Genomic DNA, 24,113 nt, shown 5'->3' with positions numbered 1-24,113 from the left:
TTTTTTGAACCTAATCCGAAAAAAGCAGGTTTAATCGCCGTTTTTAGGGCAGTGGCAAGAGTCTTGCAGAGTATCAGGGGACACCGATGCCTGAAAAGGAGCACTACCATGTTAAGCCTGCGCGCCGTAAACCAGTATTACGGGGATCGCCACACCCTGTGGAACGTTGACCTCGATCTCCCGCCCGGCGTCTGCACTGGCGTTGTCGGGCTGCCCGGGATGGGGAAAACCACCCTTGTGAACTGTATTGCCGGCCTGCTGCCCATCGCCAGCGGCACCATGGTCTGGCACGAACCCCCCGGTGCATTACACCAGGCCGGAACGGAAATTAGCTTTGTGCCGCAGGACAGGCGGATCTTTTCGCAGCTGACGGTAGAGGAGAATCTGCATATTGCGCAGATGGCGAAAGGCGTCGCGGGCGGAACGGTGAGCCGCGACGTTTTTGAGTTCTTTCCGGAGCTTTACCCGCTGCGCCAGCAGCGGGCCTCGGGCCTGAACGACGACCAGCAGTACCAGCTGGCGCTGGCAAACGCCCTGGTGACCCGCCCTCGCCTGCTGATCCTCGACGAGCCCAGCCACGGCACCGGCCAGCTGTTTACTCTCAAGCTGGCGCAGCTGCTGCTGAGGTTCAACCGGGAGCTGGGGTTATCGGTGCTGCTGGCCGAGCAGCACCTCTCCCTGATCCGTCGGGTGGCGGATCGCTTTTGCCTGCTTTATCGCGGGCGCAACGTGGCCCAGGGCCGGGTCAGCGAGCTGGATGACCCGCTGATTGCCCACTGGATGGGGCCGACGGCGTCAGCGCAGTAAGGGAGAGATATTGCCCGACTGCCGAAGTGTCAGCCGCATCGCCCAGCCACGGGATCTCGCCCAACAGCGGTGCAGGCAGCACGCGCCGGAGCGTCGCCATGTATTCGGTATGACGTTTACCGGGCGGCACAACGCCGTTCGCCACCCAGCCTGCAAAATGCAGCCCCGCCTGCTGAATCGCCTGCGCGGTCAGCATCGCGTGGTTGATACAGCCCAGCTTCACCCCCACCACCAGGATCACCGGCAGGCGTTCGGCCAGCACCCAGTCGGCGAAGGTCTGCTCCTGCGACAGCGGCGTGAACCAGCCTCCCGCGCCTTCCACCAGCACCCAGTCGGCACGGCTCTCCAGCGTGCGTAACCCGGCCGAAAGCGTGCTGAACAGGATCGGGCGCTGCTCATCAGCGCTGATGATGTGCGGCGAGGTGGGCTCCGCAAAGGTATAAGGGTTTACGGTCGGGTAGCTCAGCGCCACGCTGCTGTTGCGCTGTAACGCCAGCGCATCGCTGTTGCGCAGCCCTTCGGCGGTCATCTCGCTGCCCGACGCCACCGGTTTGTAGCCGGCGGTATTACGGCCCAGCGCCCGCGCCGCCTGTAGCAGGGCGGTACTGGCGACGGTTTTACCGACCTCGGTGTCGGTGCCGGTGACAAAATAACGTTCAGTCACGTTCGATAATTCCATGAAAAAGTTGATAAGAGAGCGGGAATTGCCCCGCCTGCTGCGGCCAGGCCTGCGCCAGCTGCTGCAGCTGGCCGCGCGTCAGTGGCCTCCCGGCCCGCCCGGCGTGCAGATGAGTAGCACCGATCCCCTTGAGGGAATGCATCGCGCTGAGCGCATCGTCAAACAGCAGGGTGACGGTCTGGACCGCGCAGCGGTACTGCCAGCGCGCCAGGGCGTCGTTCACCTGCTGCCCGGTCAGAAAGCGGTTGGCGTGCAGCTGGGTGTCCACCGCCTGCCAGGCCTGATTCAGCTCCGGCAGCGAGCCGTTGAGCAGCGTGGTGAAGGCCACCTTGCCCCCCGGCTCGGTCACCCGGTAGAGCTCGGCCAGCGCCTGCGGCAGGCTGGCGCACCATTGCACCGCCAGATGGCTCCAGACCAGGCTGAACTGGGCATCGGCCAGCGGAATGGCTTCGATATCGGCCTGCAGATAGCTATCCGCCGCCTGGTTGCGGCGCGCTTCCTCCAGCATCGGCGCACTGAGATCCATCGCCGTAACCACGCTCCCGGCCTGACGCCAGGCCAGGCTGTTACTTCCGGGCCCGCAGCCCGCGTCCAGCACGCTGACAAACCGGTGCTCTGCGAGCAGGGCCCGCAGCCCGTCTGCGCTTTGCCGCTGGAGTGCGTCGTGGCGCGAGTAGCTGTGCGCCGCCCGGCCAAAGGCGGCGGCAATCGCCTGTTTATTCACCTGCGGCATGCAGCGCCTCCAGTAACGCGGTGATATCTCCCGGATCATGGGCCGCCGTCAGGGTCAGGCGCAGGCGCGCCGTGCCCGCCGGTACGGTGGGCGGACGAATAGCGGTTACCCAGATCCCCTGCTCTCTGAGGGTGTGCGCCAGACGGAGGGCTCGCGCATTGTCGCCGACGATCAGCGGCTGAATGGCGCTCTGCGAGGCGGTGATCGCCATCGGCAGATCGCGCACGCCCGCGCGGAACTGGCGGATATGCGCCGCCAGCCGCTGCCGACGCGCGTCGCCTTCGTCGCTGCGAATCAGGTTAAAGGCAGCCAGTAGCGCCACCGCCTGGGCAGGCGGCATGCTGGTGCTGTAGATCAGATGGCGGGCGAACTGCAGCAGGTAGTCGGCAACGGGTTCGCTGCACAGCACCGCCGCCCCGCTGATCCCGACGCCTTTGCCGAAGGTCACCACCAGCAGCTCGGGCTTAACGCCCTGGCTGGCAGCGCTTCCGCGCCCCTCTGGCCCGGTGACGCCAATGCCGTGGGCATCGTCCACCAGCAGCCAGCTGCCCTGACGCTGGGCCGCCGCGTGAATATCGCCCAGCGGGGCGCTGTCGCCGTCCATGCTGAAGATCCCCTCGGTCACCACCAGCTGTTGCCCGGCGCAGGGTTTATCCAGCAGCGAATCCAGCTGGGCGACATCGTTGTGGGCAAAGCGCCTGAGCTGAGCCGGGCTGTGGCTGGCGGCCTCCAGCAGCGAGGCATGGCTTAAGCGATCGGCCAGGATGCGGTCGTCCTTGCCGGTCAGGGCGGCAATCAGCGCCTGATTGGCGGCAAAGCCGGAGATAAACAGCAGCGCCCGCGGGTAGCCGAGCCAGTCGGCAAGATGCGCCTCCAGCGCCTGATGCGCGTGGGTGTAGCCGCTGACATGACCGGAGCCCCCGCTGCCCACCCCGTACTGCTCCGCGCCCTGCTGCCAGGCGCGGATGATGGTGGGATGCTGGCTCAGGCCGAGATAATCATTGCCGGAGAAGTTACAGTACCGCCGCTGCTCGCGGATGAGAAAGCGCCCCGCGCCGTTCTCCACCGGGGTGCGCACGCGCAGGGCGTCTGCCGCCCGGCGTGCAACGAGGGCAGCATCGATGCGTTGTTGCCAGGTCATACCGTCGCCGCGTTGTAGAACTGGTCGGTATCGGCGTTGAAAAGCTGCTGTTCGAGCTGGTGCTGCTGCTCGTTATCGCCGGTCAGAACCGCGGTCTGCTGCGGGTTGAGCCCCAGCTTGCGGAACAGCTGGACGTCTTTGTCCTCTTCCGGGTTCGGGGTGGTGAGCAGCTTGCAGCCGTAGAAGATGGAGTTGGCCCCGGCCATAAAGCACATCGCCTGGGTCTGCTCGTTCATCTGCTCGCGGCCCGCCGAGAGGCGCACGAACGACGTCGGCATCATCACCCGCGCCACCGCAATGGTGCGAATAAAATCAAAGGCGTCGACGTCGTCGTTGTCCGCCAGCGGGGTGCCTTTCACCTTGACCAGCATGTTGATCGGCACGCTCTCCGGCGGGGTTGGCAGGTTCGCCAGCTGCAGCAGCAGACCGGCGCGATCGGTTACCGTTTCGCCTAAGCCGACAATCCCGCCCGAGCAGACCTTAATGCCCGCCTCGCGCACTTTGTCCAGCGTGTCCAGACGCTCCTGGTAGGTGCGGGTGGTGATGATATTGCCGTAGAACTCCGGGGAGGTGTCGAGGTTGTGGTTGTAGTAATCCAGCCCCGCCGAGGCCAGACGCTGGGCCTGATGGTCGTCCAGCGTGCCGAGGGTCATACAGGCTTCAAGGCCCATCGCCTTCACGCCCTGCACCATCTGCTCGAGATAGGGCATGTCGCGCTCGTGCGGGTTTTTCCAGGCCGCGCCCATGCAGAAGCGGGTCGACCCGGCGTTTTTCGCCTGACGCGCCGACTCCAGCACCTGCTCCACTTCCATCAGGCGCTCGGATTCGAGGCCGGTTTTGTAGCGCGCGCTTTGCGGGCAATATTTGCAGTCTTCCGGGCAGGCCCCGGTCTTGATCGACAGCAGGGTGCTGACCTGAATCTGCTGCGGGTCGAAGTGCTGACGATGGATCTGCTGCGCTTCAAACAGCAGCTCAAGCAGGGGTTTTTCAAATAATGCAGTGACTTGCGACAGTGTCCAGCGAGTCTGGTGAGCCATGGGGCGTCTCCAAAGGGGTTTTGTTCAGGATGGGTTCGGGTTATGCTTGTAAACCTAAATGTTTTCAAAATGGTTTACAAGTCGATTATGACAACGGACGATCTCGCCTTCGATCGGCAACACATCTGGCATCCCTACACCTCCATGACCCAGCCCCTGCCGGTGTATCCGGTAACGGAAGCGCACGGCTGCGAGCTGACGCTGGCCAGCGGCGAACAGCTGGTGGACGGCATGTCCTCCTGGTGGGCGGCCATTCATGGCTACAACCACCCGCGGCTTAACGCAGCGATGAAAGCCCAGATTGACCGCATGTCGCACGTGATGTTTGGCGGCATCACCCATCAACCGGCGGTGGATCTCTGCCGTCGGCTGGTGGCGATGACCCCCGAGGCGCTGGAGTGCGTGTTCCTGGCCGATTCCGGCTCGGTGGCGGTGGAAGTGGCGATGAAAATGGCGCTGCAGTACTGGCACGCGAAGGGCGAAAGCCGTCAGCGGTTTATCACCTTCCGCAACGGCTATCACGGCGACACCTTTGGCGCGATGTCGGTATGCGATCCCGACAACTCGATGCACAGCCTGTGGAAAGGCTATCTGCCGGAAAACCTCTTCGCTCCGGCACCGCAAAGCCGTTTCGACGGCGAATGGGATGAGATGGACATGGTCGGCTTTGCCCGGCTGATGGCTGCCCATCGCCACGAAATTGCCGCGGTGATCCTCGAGCCCATCGTGCAGGGCGCGGGCGGGATGCGCATGTACCATCCCGAGTGGCTGAAGCGCACTCGCAGGATGTGCGACCGCGAGGGCATTCTGCTGATCGCCGACGAAATTGCCACCGGCTTCGGACGCACCGGCAAGCTGTTTGCCTGCGAGCACGCGGGCATTACCCCGGACATTCTCTGCCTTGGCAAAGCCCTGACCGGGGGCACCATGACGCTGTCCGCCACCCTCACCACCCGCCAGGTGGCGGAAACCATCAGCGACGGCGAAGCTGGCTGCTTTATGCACGGCCCGACCTTTATGGGCAATCCGCTGGCCTGTGCGGTCGCCAGCGAGAGCCTGGCGCTGCTGGAGAGCGGTGCGTGGCAGGATCAGGTGGCCGCCATCGAAGCCCAGCTGCAGGACGAGCTGGCAACGGCTCGGGATTCGGATTTTGTCGCCGACGTGCGGGTGCTGGGGGCCATCGGCGTCGTCGAAACTACCCATCCGGTGAACATGGCCGCGCTGCAGCGCTTCTTCGTGGCGCGCGGCGTCTGGGTGCGCCCGTTCGGCAAGTTAATCTACCTGATGCCGCCGTATGTGATTCGCCCGGACCAGCTCAGCAAGCTCTCCGCCGCGGTGGTGGATGCGGTTCAGGATCCTGCGCACTTTACGCTTTAGTTTATGCGTTACACTTCGTGCAGGGCTCACTATGGAGGAACAGTATGAAACTCATCAGTCAGGATCTGCGCGACGGCGATAAACTCCCGCTGCGTCATGTGTTTAACGGCATGGGGTATGAGGGAGATAACATCTCCCCGCACCTGGCATGGGACGAGGTGCCGTCGGGCACGAAAAGCTTTGTCGTGACCTGTTACGACCCGGACGCCCCTACCGGCTCCGGCTGGTGGCACTGGATTGTCGCCAATATCCCGGCCGATACCCGCGTGCTGCCGCAGGGCTCCGGCTCTTCGCTGGTGGCGCTGCCGGAGGGGGCCGTCGAGACCCGCACCGATTTTGGCAAAGCCGGATACGGCGGTGCGGCTCCGCCAAAAGGCGAAACCCATCGCTATATCTTCACGGTACATGCGCTGGACGTAGAGAGAATCGAGGTCGATAAAGAGGCGAGCGGCGCGATGGTGGGCTTTAACGTCCATTTCCACACCCTGGGCAGCGCGTCGATTACGGCGATGTATTCGTAAAAAAAGCCGGGTGGCGGCTGCGCCTTACCCGGCCTACAAATCGCGTGATAACGTAGGTGTTGTAGGCCCGGTAAGCGCAGCGCCACCGGGCGTTGTTTACAGGATGGCCGGTAACAACCCGACCAGACTGCCTTCATCCAGCAACCCCATCGCCGCATCAATATCCGGCGCAAAGAAGCGGTCGTCATCATAATGCGCCACCTGCTCCCGCAGGATATGCCGCGCCTGCTCCAGCAGCGGGCTGGACGTCAGTCCGTCGCGCAGATCGCAGCCCTGACAGGCCGCCAGCCACTCTACCGCCAGCACGCCGCGGGTGTTGCCCGCCATCTCCCACAGGCGGCGACCTGCCGCCGGGGCCATCGAGACATGATCCTCCTGGTTAGCCGAGGTCGGCAGACTGTCCACGCTGTGCGGGTGCGACAGGGCCTTGTTCTCGCTCGCCAGCGCGGCGGCGGTAACCTGGGCAATCATAAACCCGGAGTTCACGCCACCGTTGCGCACCAGGAACGGCGGCAGCTGAGACATGTGTTTATCCATCATCAGTGCGATACGGCGCTCCGACAGCGCACCGATTTCGGCAATCGCCAGGGCCAGATTATCCGCCGCCATCGCCACCGGCTCGGCGTGGAAGTTGCCCCCGGAGACCACTTCATTTTCCGCAGCAAACACCAGCGGGTTATCGGAAACGGCGTTGGATTCAACCAGCAGCACCTCTGCTGCCTGACGCAGCTGGGTCAGGCAGGCCCCCATCACCTGCGGCTGACAGCGCAGGGAGTACGGGTCCTGCACCTTGTCACAGTTGTGATGCGACTCGGCAATGGCGCTGGTGTCGGTCAGAACGTGACGGAACAGCGCCGCGGCGTCGATCTGCCCGCGCTGGCCGCGCACCTCATGGATGCGGGCATCAAACGGACGACGGGAGCCGAGCACCGCTTCGGTGGTCAGCGCCCCGCACACCACCGCTGAGGCAAACAGATCTTCGGCTTCAAACAGGCCGCGCAGGGCAAAGGCAGTGGAAGCCTGGGTGCCGTTGAGCAGCGCCAGCCCCTCTTTCGCCGCCAGCGTCACCGGGGCCAGACCCGCTTTTTGCAGGGCGGTAGCGGCCGGTAGCCATTCGCCACGGTAGCGGGCTTTGCCCTCTCCGAGCAGGGTCAGGGACATGTGCGCCAGCGGGGCCAGATCGCCGGAAGCGCCGACCGAACCTTTGGCCGGGATCCACGGGTAGACGCCAGCGTTGACCATGGCCATCAGCGCCTCAATCACGCTGAGGCGGATACCGGAAAATCCGCGCGCCAGGCTGTTGATTTTCAGCACCATCATCAGGCGCACAATATCGTCATCCAGCGGCTCGCCAACGCCCGCCGCGTGGGACAGCACCAGCGAACGTTGCAGATTTTCCAGATCGTGGGTGGCGATGCGCGTCTGCGCCAGCAGGCCAAAACCGGTGTTGATCCCGTAGGCGGTGCGCCCTTCAGCGACAATCGCTTCCACGCAGGCGACGCTGTCGTTGATGGCCTTGTGGGCCGCCTCATCGAGCGTCAGCTGGTGCGGCTGTCGCCAGACCTGGCGCAGCTGGGCCAGGCTCAGGGAACCGGGCGTCAGGGTTAAGGCGTTCATCAGTGGTTTCCTTGTGTGGTGGTGATCATCGGCAGGTTCAGGCCCTGCTCTTTCGCGCAGTCGATGGCAATGTCATACCCGGCATCGGCATGGCGCATCACGCCAGTCGCCGGATCGTTGTGCAGCACGCGGGCAATTCGGGCTGCGGCTTCATCGGTGCCGTCGCAGACGATCACCATCCCGGCATGCTGGGAGAAGCCCATTCCGACGCCGCCGCCATGGTGCAGCGAGACCCAGGTCGCGCCGCTGGCGGTATTGAGCAGGGCGTTCAGCAGCGGCCAGTCGGAGACCGCGTCGGAGCCATCCTGCATCGCTTCGGTTTCGCGGTTCGGGCTGGCAACCGAGCCCGAGTCGAGGTGGTCGCGACCAATGACGATCGGCGCGGAGACTTCACCGCGGCGGACCATTTCGTTAAAGGCCAGGCCCAGCTTCTGGCGCCACTCCAGCCCAACCCAGCAGATACGCGCCGGCAGGCCCTGGAAGTTAATGCGCTCGCGGGCCATGTCCAGCCAGTGATGCAGATGCTCATCATCGGCGACAATCTCTTTCACTTTGGCGTCGGTTTTGTAGATATCTTCCGGGTCGCCGGAGAGCGCCACCCAGCGGAACGGGCCGATCCCGCGGCAGAACAGCGGACGGATATAGGCAGGGACAAAGCCCGGGAAGTCAAAGGCGTTGGCCACGCCCATCTCTTTCGCCATCTGGCGGATGTTGTTGCCGTAATCGAAGGTCGGGACGCCCTGCTGGCTGAAGGCCAGCATCGCGTTGACGTGCTCGGCCATAGAACGCTTCGCCGCCAGCACGGTGCCTTCCGGATCCTGCTGCGCTTTCTGCTGATACTCTTCCCAGCTCCAGCCTTTTGGCAGGTAGCCGTGCAGCGGGTCGTGGGCGCTGGTCTGGTCGGTGACCAGATCCGGGCGCACACCGCGCGCTACCAGCTCCGGCACGATGTCAGCCGCGTTGCCGCACAGGGCAATCGAGACCGCTTTGCCCTGCCGGGTGTAGTTGTTAATGCGCGCCAGGGCGTCGTCGAGCGTTTCGGCCTGCTCATCGACGTAACGGGTACGTAGGCGGAAATCGATGCGGCTCTGCTGGCACTCAATGTTCAGGGAGCAGGCTCCAGCAAGGGTGGCTGCCAGCGGCTGTGCGCCGCCCATGCCGCCCAGGCCCGCGGTCAGTACCCAGCGGCCTTTCAGGGAGCCGTTATAGTGCTGGCGACCGGCTTCGACGAAGGTCTCGTAGGTGCCCTGGACGATGCCCTGGCTGCCGATGTAGATCCAGCTGCCGGCGGTCATCTGGCCATACATCGCCAGCCCTTTCGCATCCAGCTCGTTAAAGTGTTCCCAGGTGGCCCAGTGCGGCACCAGGTTGGAGTTGGCGATCAGCACGCGCGGGGCGTTTTCGTGAGTTTTAAACACGCCGACCGGTTTGCCGGACTGCACCAGCAGGGTTTCGTCGTTTTCCAGTTCAGTGAGCGCGGCAACAATGGCGTCATAGCACTCCCAGTTGCGCGCCGCACGGCCAATCCCGCCATACACCACCAGCTCGTGAGGGTTTTCCGCCACGTCGGGATCGAGGTTGTTCATTAACATGCGCAGCGGGGCTTCGGTGAGCCAGCTTTTGGCATTAAGCGTGGTGCCACGTGGGGCGCGGATCTCTTGCTGGCGATACTTACCTGACGACATTGTGTGCTCCTCATTGGGGAAAGAATATACACTAAGATATACTTGTATAGACAAGTGCGCACAAGGCCGGTTTTAACAATTAAGATACATTTTTGTTATATTGCGTCAGCAATCACGCTTTTGGCTTATGACATGAAATGGCCCTGCAGCCGGTAGCGGTTGCCCGGGAACAGCAGTCGGGCATGCGAGACGATATGGGATGCTGACCAGGTGCGACGGTGGATCAGCAGGCAAGGGTCGTGCTCTTTAATGCGCAGCAGCTCGCACTCCTGCGGCGTGGCGCGTACCGCCTCGACGATATGCTCCCCTTCCGTCAGCGGTGCAACCAGCGACAGGTAAGCGTGAGGTGTGGTGGCGGTGTAGTCCTGGTACAGGTAATCCGGCACCAGTCCGGCATTGACGCTGCGATCCTCGATCTGCACCGGGATGTCGTTTTCAAAGTGCAGCATCAGAGAGTGGAAGATGCGGGTTTCCTCTTTGACGTTCAACGCCGCGGCCTGCGCCGCGCTGGCCTGCGTCTCCTCAAGGAACAGCACCTCGCAACGATGCTGATGGTTGCGGGAGGCGATCTCATCGGCAATGCTGCGAATTTCAAACAGCGCCGACTGCCCTTTTGGCTCGGCCACAAAGGTGCCGACGCCCTGCAGGCGCACCAGCAGCCCCTCGTCGGTCAACTCCCGCAGCGCGCGGTTGATGGTCATCCGGCTAAAGCCGAACTGCGCCACCAGCTCTGCCTCGGACGGGATGCGATCGTGCGGACGCCAGACGCCGGTGGCGATCTGATGGCTGATCGCCTGTTTTACCTTTTCATAGAAAGGGGCTGGCGTATTAGCCTGCTGCTGCGGAGCGCGAGAGAACATAGCAATTCCTTAAGCCGTGATAAAAAGTCGAGTATATACAGGGTTCAGACCCACCAGTGAGCGATTTGCCAGGCCAGCCGCGCGGCGAGCTTCGCCCCCTGGCCGTCGCGATCGAAGCCGGGGCTCAACTCCGCCAGATCCGCCGCCTGCAGTTTGCCGCTGCGACAGATCCGCTCGATAACCGGGATCAGATCCCGGACGGGAACCCCCAGCGCGGCAGGTGCCGACACGGCGGGCATCTCCCCGGCGGGCATGACGTCGAGGTCAATGGTGAGATAGACCCGATCCGCCTTCTTCAGGACAGTCTCCAGCACCGGTAGCGCCTGCTGCTGGAAATCAAGATCTTCCACCAGGGTGACGTTAAGACGGGCCGCCTCATCCCACAGCGCCTGGGTATTCGCCGCCCGGCTGACGCCGAGGCAGGTATAGTGAAACTCACGCTGCTGCTGCGCGCAGTACAGCGCCAGCTGGCGGAAGGGAGTCCCGGAGGTCGCCTGGCTGGCGTGACGCAGATCGAGGTGCGCATCGAGGTTGATAATCACCACCCGCTCGCCGGGAAAGGCATCCAGCACGCCGCGACCGTGAGCCCAGGCGGTTTCATGCCCCCCGCCAAACACCAGGGTGCGCATCCCGGCCTGCTGGCAGGCAGTGACCGTTTCACTCAGCGCCTGCTGGGCGGCCTCCAGTGCCTCCCCGTCGACGCGGATGTTGCCCATATCGGTCAGCCGCTCGTGGCCCTGATGGCTGGCCATATTTCCCAGCGCCCGGCGTAACACGTCCGGGGCCTGGGCGGCACCGGTCCGGCCCTGGTTGCGTCTGACCCCTTCATCGCAGGCGAAGCCGATCAGGGCGATGCCGTTACCGGACGGCGTTAACGTGTCGCTTTGCCGGACGGTCTGGAACAGGCGCAGCGCGTTGCTGGCCTCGCTGCTGTCGTCGCGTCCCTGCCAGATGTCAGGTGAAACCGGCTGCCACAGGCTCATTGTACTTTTCCTCTGAATACGCGCTGATAAAGCGGGTTACGCCCCGGCTCATACACCATTTCCACCGGGTGTTTCGCATCCCAGATCGCCAGATCCGCGACAAAACCGGCCTTCAGCTGGCCGTGCGTTGCGCCGCGCCCCAGCGCCTGGGCGGCGTGCCGGGTTACCCCTGCCCACGCCTCTTCCGGGGTTAAACCAAATTGCACGCAGGCCATATTCATTGCCAGATGCAGGCTGGCAAAGGGGCTGGTGCCGGGATTGTAATCGGTCGCGACGGCCATCGGCACCGCGTGCTGACGCAGCAGGTCAACCGGCGGGCGCTGGCGCTCCTGCAAGAAGTAGAACGCGCCGGGCAGCAGCACCGCCACGGTACCGCTCTGCGCCATTGCGCTCACTCCGGCCTCATCAAGATACTCAATGTGATCGGCAGACAGCCCGTGGTAGCGACTCACCAGCGCGGTGCCGCCGAGGTTAGAGAGCTGTTCGACGTGGCCTTTGATCGGGATCCCCCGGGCCTGGGCCGCCTGGAATACCCGCTCGCTCTGTTTCGGGGTAAAGCCGACATTCTCGCAGAAGACATCCACGGCTTCGATAAGGCCTTTCTCCCAGAGCTGCGGAAGGGTGTACTGACACACGTGGGCGATGTACGCATCCGGATCCTGACGGTACTCCTTCGGCACGGCGTGGGCGGCCAGCAGCGTCGGGCTGATCTCAACAGGGTTGCTCCGGGCAAGGCGCTGGGCCACGCGCAGCATCTTCTCTTCCGCCTCGTCGTTCAGGCCGTAACCGGATTTGATTTCAATCGTGGTGACGCCTTCACGCATCAGCCGCTGTAGCCGCTGCTGCGCCAGCTGTTCGAGCTGTTCGGCGGTGCTGTCCCGGGTGGCGGTTACCGTGGCGTTAATCCCGCCGCCCTGGGCGCTGATGGTCTGATAGGAGACGCCGTTCAGCCGCTGCTCCCACTCGGCGGCGCGGTCGCCGCCAAACACCAGGTGGGTGTGGCAGTCGATCAGGCCCGGCGTGACCAGCCGCCCCTGTAAATCGCGGACGTTGGGCAGATCCTGCGGCAGGTCAGATTCCGGCACGATCGCCAGAATGGTCTCGCCGCGCACAATCAACGCCCGGTTGTCCAGCAGACCATAGGCCGTGCCGTGGTCGGGATCCATAGTCGCGAGGCGCAGGTTACGCCAGATTACGTCGTCGGGATGAAGTTGCAGCATCGGGCTTCCGCTTGTCATGGGTTGTATAGACATTTATTTTCATTCCCTTCGACCTGTCAATCGTCTTTACCGAAAATGTTATTTATTTGTGACAATTTTCCCGCTAAGCGCGGGAATAAAAAGTAACTTTTCTACACTCAACTCGTAAATTAAGTCGTTTTTTTAGAGCATTACTGAATGCTGATTTTATTGGTCATAATGAGAGCGAAATCCATACTGAAAATTAGATTGATGGACAGAGTGATGGGATTAAAAGCAAGACGGAATTTCTGCCTCCTTGTAGAGACAAACTCCCATTCAACGTATAAGAGACAACCGGTTTAGCAAAGGACTCAGACTATTAAACATACAGGCATTTCTAACAAGCCACTGATTAAACAGATCTAATGAGTTTTGACAAGTATGAAGAAGTCGTTAAGCGGACAGGATATCTCAGACGAGCAAATGACGCCGATTGCTTGTGTACTATCGCGAACATAAACCGCTATCGCTGGTTTGGGGCGTTTGCTGCCAGAACGGCAAGACGATGTCCCTGAGTGGAGTATCATGATGCTCGAGGCACCATCCCACTAAGGGACATGCAGTATGCCCCGTGAATGAGGCAAGAAAGAGACTAGTTTGGTCTAACCTCTGGGGCCTGCAGCTCTCTTCGTGGGCTGTAAACAACATTGCGAACTACTATGAAGTTCTCTTTTATCCATCGCGTCACAGCCTGAGGGTTTGTACCCTGGGCTTTCGCGAATAGAGCCTGGTTTCCACCGTAGTGGATCGCAATATAGTCTTTAACTGGCATGGTGTTTGCCTCACTGGTTAGGTTGAAGTAATCGTCCTTGCACCCGACGTATTATTTTTTGCGTCTGGGGTCCTTAACATCCACTCAATAAAACACAACATGATCTTCTGTAAAGAGCACACTTTTGACGGTGCAATCTATACAAAATTCGAGATAATCATCCAGCCCCGTTTCGTTCTGATAGTCTTCAAATTTGACGTAATACGGAACAGCCTGGCGACCTTCTCCCTTCTTTCGAAAGGCAATAGCTTCAGCGCGCATTTCGCTCAGCACATTCAGCCTTCGCTGCATCAATCCCATCATTTTTTTAGCGATATGTTCCGGGATATTGCTTCTGCCTGACTCATAATAACGCCAGGTGCGAGGCTCTACATCGCCTATATACCGCGCGGCTTCTACCACTTCCAGGAACAGTAATTTGCGGCATGCGATCAACGCTAAATTCTTCATTCTTCCCTCATTAGAGTTAAAAAAAGTGCATAAAGGCGGAACCTTCCGATGGTTTCCGTTTATCCCTTTACTGCCAAGCCATGATATCACGGCGTTTGTAAAGATACTGTAAGGAACCTTACATGTAATATTGTAGTTTTTTACGCAAAAAGTTTACAGATTATGGAACAAAATTCTTACAAATTCTGACATTGGTTACCAAAGTGACAATGAGGATCAAAAGAGTCCCTGGGTTAAATCGATAGCAAAAAAAACGGACTTAACCCATTAAAATCGTTATAGTGCACTACAAAAAACTGCTTTTTAGTTGCAATCATCTTATGGTTAGTGGAACGCCGTTAGAAGAGTATCAGCTTGCTGCACTCAACCGTGGGCTGCACATCCCTCGGATAGTTAAATCCCTAAATCATGACAGCGACGTAAGTTCAGGCCGCCAGGCATCTGCCTGTTGTGTGCCCGTATCACGCTGAAAAACAGTATCGAAGCTACGGTTATGGGCGATATCTCTCGTCCGATAACGATCTGGAAGACTGGCCTTAAGGGGTAAATGAACTCATGCGCCGCACCGAGGAGCTACTGCATATTTTTCTGCCTCGTGTATATCCGCTAAGGAACAAAAAGTAATCATGCTTGACTGGGGGTTGCCAGCTACTAGCCCAAAGAGTGCAAGGAGGAATGATTAATGCGTAATGTGCCTGAAATGGAAACGCCTGGCGTACGGACCGCTTATATGAAATCAGATGGCATCATTTACATGCATTATCTTGTGACAAAGCATGCCCTTCAACGCTTTAAAGAGCGTACCCGCGCATCAGCTGACCAGATTTTTGTCTTTCTCGATCGGGCGGTAATTGCTGAGGCGCGTCTGGCAAACGATCATCGTGTACAAGATGAAATTCGTAAAGCTGAAAGCCGGGGTGGCTACGCCCTACTCGATCCTGAAAGTAACACCTACTTCTTTATCGCTTTACAGGGCAATTTTCACATCGTCGCTACCGTCATGACCTACAACTTCATGACCTACGCGGAAGACATGGGGATATGTCCGTGACTGCTGGCCATTAACCTGGAACAATCAGATTCAGTACGGAGAAAGTGACAACTTCGGTGCATTATTTGATCGTGGCGAGTTTTTTTAGATTTATTAGTCATTGTCGGTTACGGGATGAATAGACACATCCCGCCCGAACACGTCAATAATTTCAGCTGCATCAAAAAAGGAGGTCGGCCATCACCCCGATGAGTATTACCCAGAGTAAGATCAGCATAATGGTTTCTATCCGGGTTTTAATATCCTCCCTCACTTACCCATTTCTCCGTCTGAAATCCAGCATTTTGGAGGTGGATATCGATGATTCTCCTTAACCTGCGCCACAGCTTCATCACATTCTGCAAATGTCATGATCAGCCGCCTTTACGCTTGAGGTGGATAATAAAGTCTGACCCCTTTTGGGCGCGACTATAAACGTTATGTGCGAGAAAGTTGACGCAATAGTGTGACAAACGATTAGCGGCAAGGTCATTGAAGATTATGTTGTCGCCATGTGAGCTGGTATTCCCGATGAAAATGTATTCGTCCACCAGCTCCAGGAGGCGAAGTTCATCTACGCCGTCAATGTTCCCAGATATACAAAATTTGTCTTCGCGGAATTTTTGCGTCGTCCATGCAGCAACAACAACGTTGGGTCGGAAATTTTTTACTGCCTCAATGGCTTCGAAACGACGAACATGAGAACCATAGGGCGCTGGTTTTTTTCCTGCGACCAGATAATTCGCCACAGTATTTTGCTGTTGCTGTAAATAACTGTCAGTAGCATCAATGCCGAGCGCTTTCGCCCACTGCCCCATGCCTGCAGCTATCTCAATAGTCTGGCTTTCACGGCCCGCGATGGCATCCTGGATAAACTTAACGGCTTCAATTGTTGGAAAGGAATAGATGCCATAGGTATGGCCGAACATGATACGCTGAGGGATGCTGGTAGATCCCCAGAACGCAGCGGGCACCGCTTTAAGGATCCCTTCATCGTCCCAGAGGCCTGATTCATCCACAGGCGTAATACCGCCATACGCGCCGATTGGCGTGGCGTTCGAAGCTACAATGTTCATTTGTCGGTTACTCGCAAAAAGGCCTCGCGTTATGCGGGGCCAGAATGACTTATTATGCTTCGCCGTTACGGCGAATTCTTAAAAGTCCTACTAGGTTACTTCAAATTCAGCGCAGAGCAGCTTGATCTGACGCTTCGTTTTCGATGATACATGAAATTAATGTGTGCCCTATTTTCAGCTTAACGTGTCTGGGCAAATAGAGAGATTTACGTCGGCTGAATTTTCGACATCCTAAAAGCGGAGATTTCAGGGCCATGAATCATTCCATCAAGTAAGCTTGTCTCTTGGGAATTGATTATGCACGGTTATAGAATTACCGGGCGAAGGGAGGAGCCATTCATCATTAAAGATGCTATCTGGCTCCCAACGGACCTTTCCCCGCTCGCGAATAACTGTAAGTAAGGAACCAACCTGCACGGATTCATGCGAGGCAGGTTCAGCGCCCGCCATGATCATGCTGTGAGTGGTGCTACCGCCATCTTTGCTTAAATCTTCCCTCTCAAGTAAGTGATATGGATAGGAAGATTTCATCGTATATTAATCTTCATTATCGCTACTGGTATCGTTCATTTGCTGCCTGCTTACGCGTCGGGATTGGTTCCGGCGTTCGCGGCGTTGCCTTTCTTGCTCTCTTTGTTTTTCCTCCTCTTGTGCTTTCAAACGTTCACGTTCGCGTGGTGGTAAATCTTTTAACGCCTGCTGGCTGGCTTCATGCTGATTTTCCACGTCTACAAGAGCTGCAAGCATGAGATCAATAATAGAAATGCTTTTAGGCGTTCGCTTTTCCCACCGTTCTGGAGTCGTGCGGCTAACGCCAGCCGTGCGGCAGAGTTGGGTAATATTGGTCCCGGCTGCTTTTGCACGCTGTTTAATGTCTTCCACGCGACGATAGAACTCCGCTTCGAAAGTGGAATCTTCAACTTTTTTGGTAGAATTCATCGGTTTTTCCTTATGCTTTGTCACCGGTTACTTTTACCATATTTGCATAATTTGGGATAGCCCTATGTATAAACGCTGCACTCACGTTAAATTTATACATTAAACCTATGATTTATATTAATTTATCCTTATAAAATTACGTCATATCGCGGGATGTAAGCGTGGTAATGATTGAAGCATAATGGGCGTTCACCTAATCACAGAGCAAAATCGATCTCGTGAAGATGTTCCTCAGAAATTAAAACTCAGCGATAGATAAATTGATGTTTTTTTGTTCTCGTTTCGGATTTACGGAACAAGTAGTCTATTCCGCCTGCGTGAGGATAGACTATCTGAAAACCATCCATCCTCCTGAGCAGCTCCATGGCCGGATTCTCCCCTTCATCCTGAACCTCTACACCAGGACCGCAAAACGCTTCTGGGTGATCTGATCCCTTGATGCGAAACGATTATCCAGAGTAGCGATCACCTCAACTTGGTAGCCCACGCGCCACGTACAGACCGTACCCCACAAACAGGCTCCCCGATTTGGATGGCTGGCACCTGCGCGGTAAAACTTAGCTTACGTGAAGATCTTTAAGCAACATTCAAGGGCTAAAACCTTTTCACCTGGTTTATGGCATCCAAAACAACATAACTACGCCCTTACTTATACTGCAAATTTGATAATGACTTAAAGTGCAATCCAATCATTTTTGATGGGTAAGCCCTTTGTAAAAACGGCGAACCTAACAGCGTTTCTCTTCGTCCACAAGTACACATGAATAGTGTAATGATTGATATTCAACTTTCTATTTTTAGTGTAGTTCTGAGGTAATATTTTTAGGTTTTCTGAACCATTTACGCCCTTCCGTTGCTGGAAACAATGCTGGAAAGCATTCATGAAGTTGTAGCTAGTTAGGAAAAAAAGGGGCTGAGAAAACGTCTTACAGAGAACATCTTCCTATTTACTAAACGCCTAAAGAGATGGAATTAGAGAAAATTCCTGGCTGCTTTTTTGATAAAGCTAGTGTATGCTCCATCACGTTTGACATACAGGTCGAACATTAACCGACAATAAGAGATCGACATGAAAGCTAAAGTAGCAATCGTCGTGGCTGTCCTGCTGCTTGCAGGTTGCTCCACGAAAGCCAGTCGTATGGGCGAATGCCTCAATGAAGGCAATGACCGTGACACTTGCTCACAAATTGAGGGCCAGCGTCAGGCAGCTATCCTTGGTGCAAGCATGGGTGCCGCATTTAACAATGCGAACGCCGCTGCAAATACCCCCTCCACCAGCTCCAGCAGCAATCACAAGCATCATCATCAAAAGCAGCAATATCAGCAGAATGATGATAACGACAGCAACGAAACCGACAACGATCAATGGTAAGCCCACTCATGAAAAATAACCTTCTGATTGCCGCAGTAATGGCCACCATTTTTGCAGGTTCCGTGGCTCCAGCTCACGCCATTAGCGAAGCGTACCGTAAGCAGCTCCAGCGCGAACATAAAACGCAGCAGGACGATGTAAATGGCGATCACACTGCCCCGACGAAAGGCCCTGGTGCTGGTCTCCACACTTACGCAGATAACATCATCGAAGTTCAGGCTGACTCTCGCTGCAATGTGAAGAAGGTGAACGGTTTTGCGCCTGCTGGCACCAAACTTGTTAAAGGCACCAACATCATGAATGTGAAAACCAAAATGGGCGCAACCATTTCAGTTGAGAAGCGTTCTGATGGCTCCTGCGATATGACCTGGACTAATGATGAAGGTCAGAGCGGTATCCTGAAGCAGCAATAATCTGTAAGAACGAGAAACGATTAAGCGGCCATAAGGCCGCTTTTTTTATGTGAGGGATCTATGAAGTTACGCAGACTGGCACAGTTCTGGTATTACGTGGGCATTTTTATTGGCGTAATGCTCTCTCTCAGCGCCCTTGAGCCTGACTGGTATTTTATCACGCTTCCAATTTCGATCATGCTTTACGGTATCGCGCGTTGGGGTGAGCATTATTTCAAGGAAGTACATCAAATGAAGTAAAAAAAGCCCCACCAGGGCGGGGATATAGTACTTAAAAAGTCATATACATACAGGAAAACCAAGGGTGAAAGATGGTCAAAAATATGCAGCACTCGTGTGATGACCATCTTCCTGAAAGCGTCTTCGGCCCTAACTCAAAAGGCAATAGGGTATTGCTGCTGGCATGGCTAAAATGGACACCAGCAACAGTGCGCAGAAATGTTGTATGTGTATGACCTTCCCTATAATGAGCAAAAGCCCAAACGCTGGATCGCGTCGTGGCAGGCGGGACAGTTTATCCTTAAAAAAGTCATGAATGAAATGAAGCCAACGGCTCAGAAATTATAGAGAAAAAACGCATAGTGGTTCAGGTCAGCGGTATGCCCGAATGACCACGTACCGCGAGTCTGGGCCTTGCAGCAGGAGGTGATTTGGGCTATTCTTATCCGGCGTTTTCGAAAGAGGCGCGTTAGTTGGTTTCTTGTCGGTTACTAGCTAAGAGAAAAAGCCCGCCTTGCGCGGGCTTTTTTTCGTCCTGATGCTGTAGCGTGAATATCAGGAAATCAGGTAGATGTTCTTGTTAACGCTCTCACTATTAAATATAACGAGTCGGAAAAGAAAGGCATCTCGAACCGGGTCGTAAACAGAAGTAATAAAAATCCCCGCAATGCGGGGCTTTTTATTACTTCTGTTCGTCGTCTTTGTCATCCGGATGCCGTGTCCCATACCAGAACTCGGCCATAATAATGGTGATAGCGGCAATTGCCCAGACGCAGGTGATGATACCTATATTATGGTGGTTCATTTACGGGCTGCTTCACCTGCCTGAATGGCTTTAATTACCGTTTTAAGTGAGATAATTACTTCAATTTGCTGGGCACTTGCAACCTTAATAGCTTCTTTGACCTTGTTGCCCTGTTCAGGTGTAGTAGCCAATGGTAAAGTTAATGCAGCATTTGCCTGCTTGTTCGCTTTTTCACCCCATTTTGCAAGCTGATTGAATAATGGACGTGCTTTTTGTCGGTCACCCACCAGACCAGCATTATAGCCTATTTCACAGAAACTATTGAAATCGATGTTATGTTCTCGAATGTATTTAACATCATCAGCATGATCTTTCGATTGTTCTACCAGTTCTGCTTCAATTATTTTATCGCATGCAGTTAAGGGCTTGGGCGCTGGGGCTGCACTTGAAGTAGTTTTCGCATTATCACAAGCGGACAAAGTTGTGACGGCCACAATGATGGCTGCGATATATTTTAAGTTCATGGTTATCTCTTGTCGGTTATTAAATACCCCGAAAGGGGCGGGTGAATCAACGTGGATTAATATTGTAAGCATCATCCAGAGCATTAGTCAGAAGCGTAGCGCTTCATTCCTTTTGCACGTTAGCCGCACTTTCAATCGCGTATTAATTTCATCAGCGCGGCAAGACAGAATATAAGCATTCGACGTTTCGGGTTGATTCCCGTGCAAGGAGCAGTGAATGCAGCGATCTGGGCTTCATCACAGTAATAGTTTTCCCAAATACTGGGTAACACGCGAACGGCTTTATAAATGTTTTCAGAACGATTGTCGGCAGCTCGCTGCGGCAATATTTAAAAAATTTTCGATGCACCAGCAATGATTCAGCACATTGCGGACATTTGCAGTGATGAGCGGTACCTTCCGGCTGGATGGCCGGGAGGCAGGCCAAAATGATCATTGCGAAAATACCAAGTAACAGGCCGATAAAGAACCAGCCACAACTACTGCGCCCTTTTCCACCAGCAATGCCTGCGGCGGCGCTCGCACAAACGATCCAGATTAGAATCCACATGTAAAAACTCTTAGTTGCTATTTGTCGGTTACTCGTTGCCAGATTGCCCGGCTGAAGATGCCAATTATAGATACCCGGGCGTTTATGTAAACAAAATCATTTACGTTATATATTCGTTAACGGGCTGTAATTTATAATTACTAACATTGACGCAAATAAATAATAAGGAGCATACTCATTCCTAAACCGACAAGGCTACGACAAAATGATTAATCTTTCTTTGGCTGAGGCTCGTCAGCATCTCTGTGATAGTGCCCCTGCCGCATTGACTGAGCAGAAAGCCACCTTTTACTTCAGTGATTCTAAGCATAATATTTCGCTTGTTAGCCAGGTGAACTGGATGCCTTACGCCGTCCGCATAATAAAGTAATAAAGTAATAAAGTAATAAAGTAATAAAGTAATAAAGTAATACAAGACACTAACTGGTAACCGACAATGACCGAAAATAAACACACCTGCGCGCCCTGTCCAAAAGGCGTAGCGCGGCTTTTGAAGTGTCAGGAGAAATGAAATGATCCTGTCCTGGAATGAATACATACTGAGTTACGTGGGTATTGTTGACGCACTGTATTTAGGAAAATGGAAGGTTGGGCATGTCGCCCATAGCTTTACCTTTCCTGAACCACCTGATGGAAAATATACTTTTTACTGTAACCTACCAGGGGTGCCTTGCTCTGCGCAGCCTTATGCTGATGCAGAAAAAGCAAAGCAGGCACTGGAAAATATTGTGAGAAAGTGGATGGAAGGTGCCAATGAGAGGCAAACTGACGCGGCGAAATAAGCTTCGCCTGAATCTTTGAGTGCGCAAGCTACTGTAAATTAGTTCCCTGGGTTCTGTACGTTGCGCTATAACTCTTGGCCGCAACTCATGCGCAGGGGCACAGTCCCCCTGTCTCACTTGAGATCCTATCATTGCTTGTAAACGTGCCGCGCATTCTCCACAGATTACTGCTCATTGTAACCATTAGACACATGCCCGTTTAATATGCCCCCAACATTACTTTCCATGCGCAGGTGGTGTCTGCCATGCCTCCCTACCGCAGCGATGTTGCAAAACATTCGCCGACAAGCAGAACGATATCACGATCACCACTGAACAAGCCTTGAGACTATCTACTTCGCGGATGATGTGTGAGGACTCCAGCAGGGGTAAAGGAAACCGTCACGAACGTGACTGGTGTACTGTTGACCAAAAACGCCGTTTGGGAGCCTTACAAACAAAAAAGCCCGCCTGTATGAAGGTTAAATTTTGCACATCTCTGGTGTCCGCGTGAGTAATGTTTTTTATTGCCGGATTATTCTTACTGTCTTAGTATGTTCCCATTAAGACATGGCGATAGACTTGCAAAAATTTTTCAAACGGAACAAAAATAATTCACCTCTATTATCCTTAAGGCGAGCAGGGTTGCGGATACTCCTATAATCTACATCTGCATAAGTAACAAGCAATTACCTGTATAGTAGTGATAGCGGGCTATCATGGGAGTGCAAGTTTACAGGATTGGTTGAAAATCGCTGATAACCTGTGAGATCCCTCATAAAAGTGAAGCATGGCAGCCGTAAAAATTTCGCTTCATTGATTAAACAATTTTGATTTGTATGTGCTGCAAATTTAATACATAGCAAGGTAACCGACAAATGAAAAACGTGATTTTCGCAATTGCATTAGCCACTATCTCTGCTGGCGTTTCCGCTTCTGTAACCTGTTTGAACTACGGCAGCATGACTTCATGCAGCAGTGTTGATACAGACGGCCAGCCTGTAAACACTGTCCCCATGGATTACGGCTCAATGTCCACCACTCCGGGTAAACGGGGCGATCATTCTGTGAATGCCGCGACGCAGCAGTATGGCAACATGACGACCAGTAACTAACATGTGCTTATTTGACTATTGGGTATTTGGCGGCCTGGCCGCCATGATGCTGACCGTGTTCATCATTGTGATGGTGTTCTTCTGATGGTTATTCAAATTATGGTGAGCTGGTTCGCCATTCTCGCCGGTGGCGTGGCTATCTGCTGGCTGCTGGAAGGGTACAAGGGCACGTCATTCTTTACGTCTGCTATGGTGGTGGGTATTTACTGGCTGATTACATGGTGTCTTGATATCACGCATTATGGTCTTCAATTAACATATCATCTGTCGGTGAGCTGATAATGACGATGTTTACTCCGCAGGCTGCTGAAGCTATTGACTGGTTATTTAAGTGTATCCCGGAACGTCATTTTAATAGCTTCCGGGATGATATGGATTGCGCTATGCGTGTGGTGCTTCAGAAATACGGTTTTGATCAGGCAGTGATCGATGGCTTTAATGTGAACCAACTGGTAGCAGACCGTATACCAACATTTATTACGGTGCCTGTAACTCTTTATGAAGGCCAGGGAAAGTATGCGCAACGCCGGTCGGGTAATTTCCCTCAAATTTATGCCTTCAAGGACGGTGAATGGGCAAAGTCCCGGCTGACGCTTGCTGAAGTTAAATCCATGAGCATCACGGCGGTGCCAGGTAATATGAAGATCAGGAGTGATAAGTTGTGACCGATAGCATTAAAGGGTTGCATAGGATTTTTATAACGGAAGATGAAGCACTACTCTCTGATGACGAAATGCTTCTTCAGGGTAATCATGATGGTGTTTATCCCATCCGACTGCTGATGCGCGCTCATGATTTTTAAATGGCAGTATGCGAATGGCGTTACATCGCAGCTGAAAGAAGACCGCCTGTTCCTTGGACGCAAATGCGTTGGTCGTGTCTATCCACATGGTAAAAACATGTGGCGAGCAGAATCGTATCTCCCTGATTCCAGCAATTACGGTGGCGTATATCTGGCAGATTTCCCCGCACCGGGGACTGCCCGTGGCTCACTTGAAGTAGCCTGCTCATCCTGGGTAAATGATGCATGTTTGTGGCGTGACCCCATCGCGCTCGATACGATGAAAACCCCTCAAGGCTATGAGAATGAACCTGCGTAAACTGATTGGCCACAACTGAAATGAATTAGAGGCCATGAACTTTATCCCAGAGCCGATCTTACACGCACTGGTGATAATTATATGGCCGAGTCAGTGAACTACGTATGGGAGGGATGGCGATTTGCACAGCAGCGCGAGGCACTAGACCCACCTGCATTAATAAGTAAATGGCCGCTTCGGCGGTCTTTTTTTGCCTTTATTTATTAACTTCATACCTGCGCCTTATATCAGGTGATATCTGCGTATGCTGCTGGGATGGTCGGTGTGAATTATTCATTGCCATGAGCGCGCGCGGCAAAAAGTCTACACACCATGATACTGCCTGGCGCACGGCCATTCTCTACGAAACGTACCCACTTCATCAGC

The 24,113-nt window shown here is 55.0% G+C and carries 28 protein-coding genes; 13 read left to right on the top strand and 15 right to left on the bottom strand.

What is annotated here, in order from left to right:
• Positions 1-108 precede the first annotated feature (108 nt).
• Positions 109-807 carry an ABC transporter ATP-binding protein gene (locus V7Q49_RS22215; protein ID WP_333855272.1) on the top strand — a complete coding sequence of 233 codons (699 nt, stop codon included), beginning with the start codon at positions 109-111 and terminating at the stop codon, positions 805-807.
• Here the strand turns inward: V7Q49_RS22215 and bioD are convergent.
• Genes bioD through bioB form a run of 4 tightly spaced genes read right to left on the bottom strand, consistent with a single transcriptional unit; the run spans position 746 to position 4,397 of the window.
• Complete coding sequence (bioD, locus tag V7Q49_RS22210; protein ID WP_333855270.1) at positions 746-1,471, bottom strand: dethiobiotin synthase; 726 nt, start codon at positions 1,469-1,471, stop codon at positions 746-748. The genes V7Q49_RS22215 and bioD overlap by 62 nt on opposite strands.
• On the bottom strand, positions 1,464-2,219 hold the full coding sequence (gene bioC, locus V7Q49_RS22205; protein WP_333855268.1) for a malonyl-ACP O-methyltransferase BioC: 756 nt from the start codon (positions 2,217-2,219) through the stop codon (positions 1,464-1,466). The genes bioD and bioC overlap by 8 nt, the downstream gene beginning before the upstream one ends.
• Entirely contained in the window at positions 2,203-3,360 is a 1,158-nt protein-coding gene (gene bioF / locus V7Q49_RS22200; protein ID WP_333855266.1) for an 8-amino-7-oxononanoate synthase, read from the bottom strand. Before bioF ends, bioC begins: the two co-directional genes overlap by 17 nt.
• A complete protein-coding gene (gene bioB, locus V7Q49_RS22195) occupies positions 3,357-4,397 on the bottom strand; it encodes a biotin synthase BioB (protein WP_333855264.1) in 1,041 nt (346 codons plus the stop codon). Before bioB ends, bioF begins: the two co-directional genes overlap by 4 nt.
• An 87-nt stretch (positions 4,398-4,484) precedes the next feature.
• Between bioB and bioA the strand changes: the two genes are divergently transcribed.
• Together bioA and V7Q49_RS22185 are read left to right on the top strand one after the other, a co-directional pair.
• Positions 4,485-5,774: an adenosylmethionine--8-amino-7-oxononanoate transaminase gene (gene bioA, locus V7Q49_RS22190; RefSeq protein ID WP_442913092.1), complete on the top strand. Its 1,290-nt coding sequence runs from the start codon at positions 4,485-4,487 to the stop codon at positions 5,772-5,774.
• A gap of 44 nt (positions 5,775-5,818) precedes the next feature.
• Positions 5,819-6,295: a kinase inhibitor gene (locus V7Q49_RS22185; RefSeq protein ID WP_333855262.1), complete on the top strand. Its 477-nt coding sequence runs from the start codon at positions 5,819-5,821 to the stop codon at positions 6,293-6,295.
• Between the two features lie 96 nt (positions 6,296-6,391).
• Here V7Q49_RS22185 and hutH read toward each other — a convergent pair whose 3' ends face one another.
• The 6 genes from hutH to V7Q49_RS22155 form a co-directional block, all read right to left on the bottom strand.
• Positions 6,392-7,912 (bottom strand): histidine ammonia-lyase, encoded by a 1,521-nt coding sequence (gene hutH, locus V7Q49_RS22180; protein WP_333855260.1) that lies wholly within the window; start codon positions 7,910-7,912, stop codon positions 6,392-6,394.
• Positions 7,912-9,597: a urocanate hydratase gene (gene hutU, locus V7Q49_RS22175; RefSeq protein ID WP_333855258.1), complete on the bottom strand. Its 1,686-nt coding sequence runs from the start codon at positions 9,595-9,597 to the stop codon at positions 7,912-7,914. Before hutU ends, hutH begins: the two co-directional genes overlap by 1 nt.
• A 125-nt stretch (positions 9,598-9,722) precedes the next feature.
• Entirely contained in the window at positions 9,723-10,457 is a 735-nt protein-coding gene (locus V7Q49_RS22170; RefSeq protein ID WP_333855256.1) for a histidine utilization repressor, read from the bottom strand.
• A gap of 44 nt (positions 10,458-10,501) precedes the next feature.
• Positions 10,502-11,440, bottom strand: coding sequence for a formimidoylglutamase (hutG, locus tag V7Q49_RS22165; RefSeq protein ID WP_333855254.1), 939 nt, complete (start codon positions 11,438-11,440; stop codon positions 10,502-10,504).
• Positions 11,437-12,660, bottom strand: coding sequence for an imidazolonepropionase (gene hutI, locus V7Q49_RS22160; protein WP_333855309.1), 1,224 nt, complete (start codon positions 12,658-12,660; stop codon positions 11,437-11,439). The genes hutG and hutI overlap by 4 nt, the downstream gene beginning before the upstream one ends.
• 877 nt (positions 12,661-13,537) lie before the next feature.
• Positions 13,538-13,903, bottom strand: a complete 366-nt coding sequence (locus V7Q49_RS22155) for an Aca2/YdiL-like domain-containing protein (RefSeq protein ID WP_333855252.1) — start codon at positions 13,901-13,903, stop codon at positions 13,538-13,540.
• 682 nt (positions 13,904-14,585) lie between these two features.
• Between V7Q49_RS22155 and V7Q49_RS22150 the strand changes: the two genes are divergently transcribed.
• Positions 14,586-14,954: a hypothetical protein gene (locus tag V7Q49_RS22150; protein WP_333855250.1), complete on the top strand. Its 369-nt coding sequence runs from the start codon at positions 14,586-14,588 to the stop codon at positions 14,952-14,954.
• A gap of 353 nt (positions 14,955-15,307) precedes the next feature.
• Here the strand turns inward: V7Q49_RS22150 and V7Q49_RS22145 are convergent, their stop codons facing one another.
• Both V7Q49_RS22145 and V7Q49_RS22140 read right to left on the bottom strand, forming a co-directional pair.
• Complete coding sequence (locus V7Q49_RS22145) at positions 15,308-16,009, bottom strand: hypothetical protein (RefSeq protein ID WP_333855248.1); 702 nt, start codon at positions 16,007-16,009, stop codon at positions 15,308-15,310.
• Positions 16,010-16,546: 537 nt separating this feature from the next.
• Positions 16,547-16,948: a hypothetical protein gene (locus tag V7Q49_RS22140; RefSeq protein WP_333855246.1), complete on the bottom strand. Its 402-nt coding sequence runs from the start codon at positions 16,946-16,948 to the stop codon at positions 16,547-16,549.
• 1,069 nt (positions 16,949-18,017) lie between these two features.
• On the opposite strand from V7Q49_RS22140, the gene V7Q49_RS22135 reads away from it, so the two are divergent.
• The 3 genes from V7Q49_RS22135 to V7Q49_RS22125 are packed head-to-tail and all read left to right on the top strand — an operon-like array spanning position 18,018 to position 18,973.
• Entirely contained in the window at positions 18,018-18,320 is a 303-nt protein-coding gene (locus V7Q49_RS22135; RefSeq protein ID WP_333855244.1) for a hypothetical protein, read from the top strand.
• Between the two features lie 8 nt (positions 18,321-18,328).
• Positions 18,329-18,733 carry a hypothetical protein gene (locus V7Q49_RS22130; protein ID WP_333855241.1) on the top strand — a complete coding sequence of 135 codons (405 nt, stop codon included), beginning with the start codon at positions 18,329-18,331 and terminating at the stop codon, positions 18,731-18,733.
• 60 nt (positions 18,734-18,793) lie between these two features.
• Positions 18,794-18,973, top strand: a complete 180-nt coding sequence (locus V7Q49_RS22125; RefSeq protein ID WP_333855239.1) for a hypothetical protein — start codon at positions 18,794-18,796, stop codon at positions 18,971-18,973.
• A 661-nt stretch (positions 18,974-19,634) separates the two neighbouring features.
• Here the strand turns inward: V7Q49_RS22125 and V7Q49_RS22120 are convergent.
• The 3 genes from V7Q49_RS22120 to V7Q49_RS22110 form a co-directional block, all read right to left on the bottom strand.
• The gene (locus tag V7Q49_RS22120; protein WP_333855237.1) at positions 19,635-19,757 is read right to left on the bottom strand and encodes a hypothetical protein; all 123 of its coding nucleotides are present in this window, start codon (positions 19,755-19,757) and stop codon (positions 19,635-19,637) included.
• Entirely contained in the window at positions 19,754-20,221 is a 468-nt protein-coding gene (locus tag V7Q49_RS22115) for a hypothetical protein (protein ID WP_333855235.1), read from the bottom strand. Before V7Q49_RS22115 ends, V7Q49_RS22120 begins: the two co-directional genes overlap by 4 nt.
• Before the next feature lie 151 nt (positions 20,222-20,372).
• Positions 20,373-20,771, bottom strand: coding sequence for a hypothetical protein (locus tag V7Q49_RS22110; RefSeq protein ID WP_333855233.1), 399 nt, complete (start codon positions 20,769-20,771; stop codon positions 20,373-20,375).
• 512 nt (positions 20,772-21,283) lie between these two features.
• Between V7Q49_RS22110 and V7Q49_RS22105 the strand changes: the two genes are divergently transcribed.
• The 6 genes from V7Q49_RS22105 (at position 21,284) to V7Q49_RS22080 (ending at position 23,747) form a co-directional block, all read left to right on the top strand.
• Positions 21,284-21,553 carry a hypothetical protein gene (locus V7Q49_RS22105; protein ID WP_333855231.1) on the top strand — a complete coding sequence of 90 codons (270 nt, stop codon included), beginning with the start codon at positions 21,284-21,286 and terminating at the stop codon, positions 21,551-21,553.
• A gap of 857 nt (positions 21,554-22,410) precedes the next feature.
• Positions 22,411-22,647, top strand: coding sequence for a hypothetical protein (locus V7Q49_RS22100; RefSeq protein ID WP_333855230.1), 237 nt, complete (start codon positions 22,411-22,413; stop codon positions 22,645-22,647).
• Between the two features lie 84 nt (positions 22,648-22,731).
• Positions 22,732-22,926, top strand: coding sequence for a hypothetical protein (locus V7Q49_RS22095; protein WP_333855229.1), 195 nt, complete (start codon positions 22,732-22,734; stop codon positions 22,924-22,926).
• A gap of 2 nt (positions 22,927-22,928) precedes the next feature.
• A complete protein-coding gene (locus tag V7Q49_RS22090) occupies positions 22,929-23,312 on the top strand; it encodes a hypothetical protein (RefSeq protein ID WP_333855227.1) in 384 nt (127 codons plus the stop codon).
• On the top strand, positions 23,309-23,449 hold the full coding sequence (locus V7Q49_RS22085; protein ID WP_333855224.1) for a hypothetical protein: 141 nt from the start codon (positions 23,309-23,311) through the stop codon (positions 23,447-23,449). Before V7Q49_RS22090 ends, V7Q49_RS22085 begins: the two co-directional genes overlap by 4 nt.
• On the top strand, positions 23,439-23,747 hold the full coding sequence (locus tag V7Q49_RS22080; RefSeq protein WP_333855222.1) for a hypothetical protein: 309 nt from the start codon (positions 23,439-23,441) through the stop codon (positions 23,745-23,747). Before V7Q49_RS22085 ends, V7Q49_RS22080 begins: the two co-directional genes overlap by 11 nt.
• Positions 23,748-24,113: the final 366 nt, after the last annotated feature.

It is taken from the genome of Leclercia sp., from assembly GCF_036780805.1.
Lineage (GTDB): Bacteria > Pseudomonadota > Gammaproteobacteria > Enterobacterales > Enterobacteriaceae > Enterobacter.
This window is presented reverse-complemented; position numbering and strand designations above follow the sequence as displayed.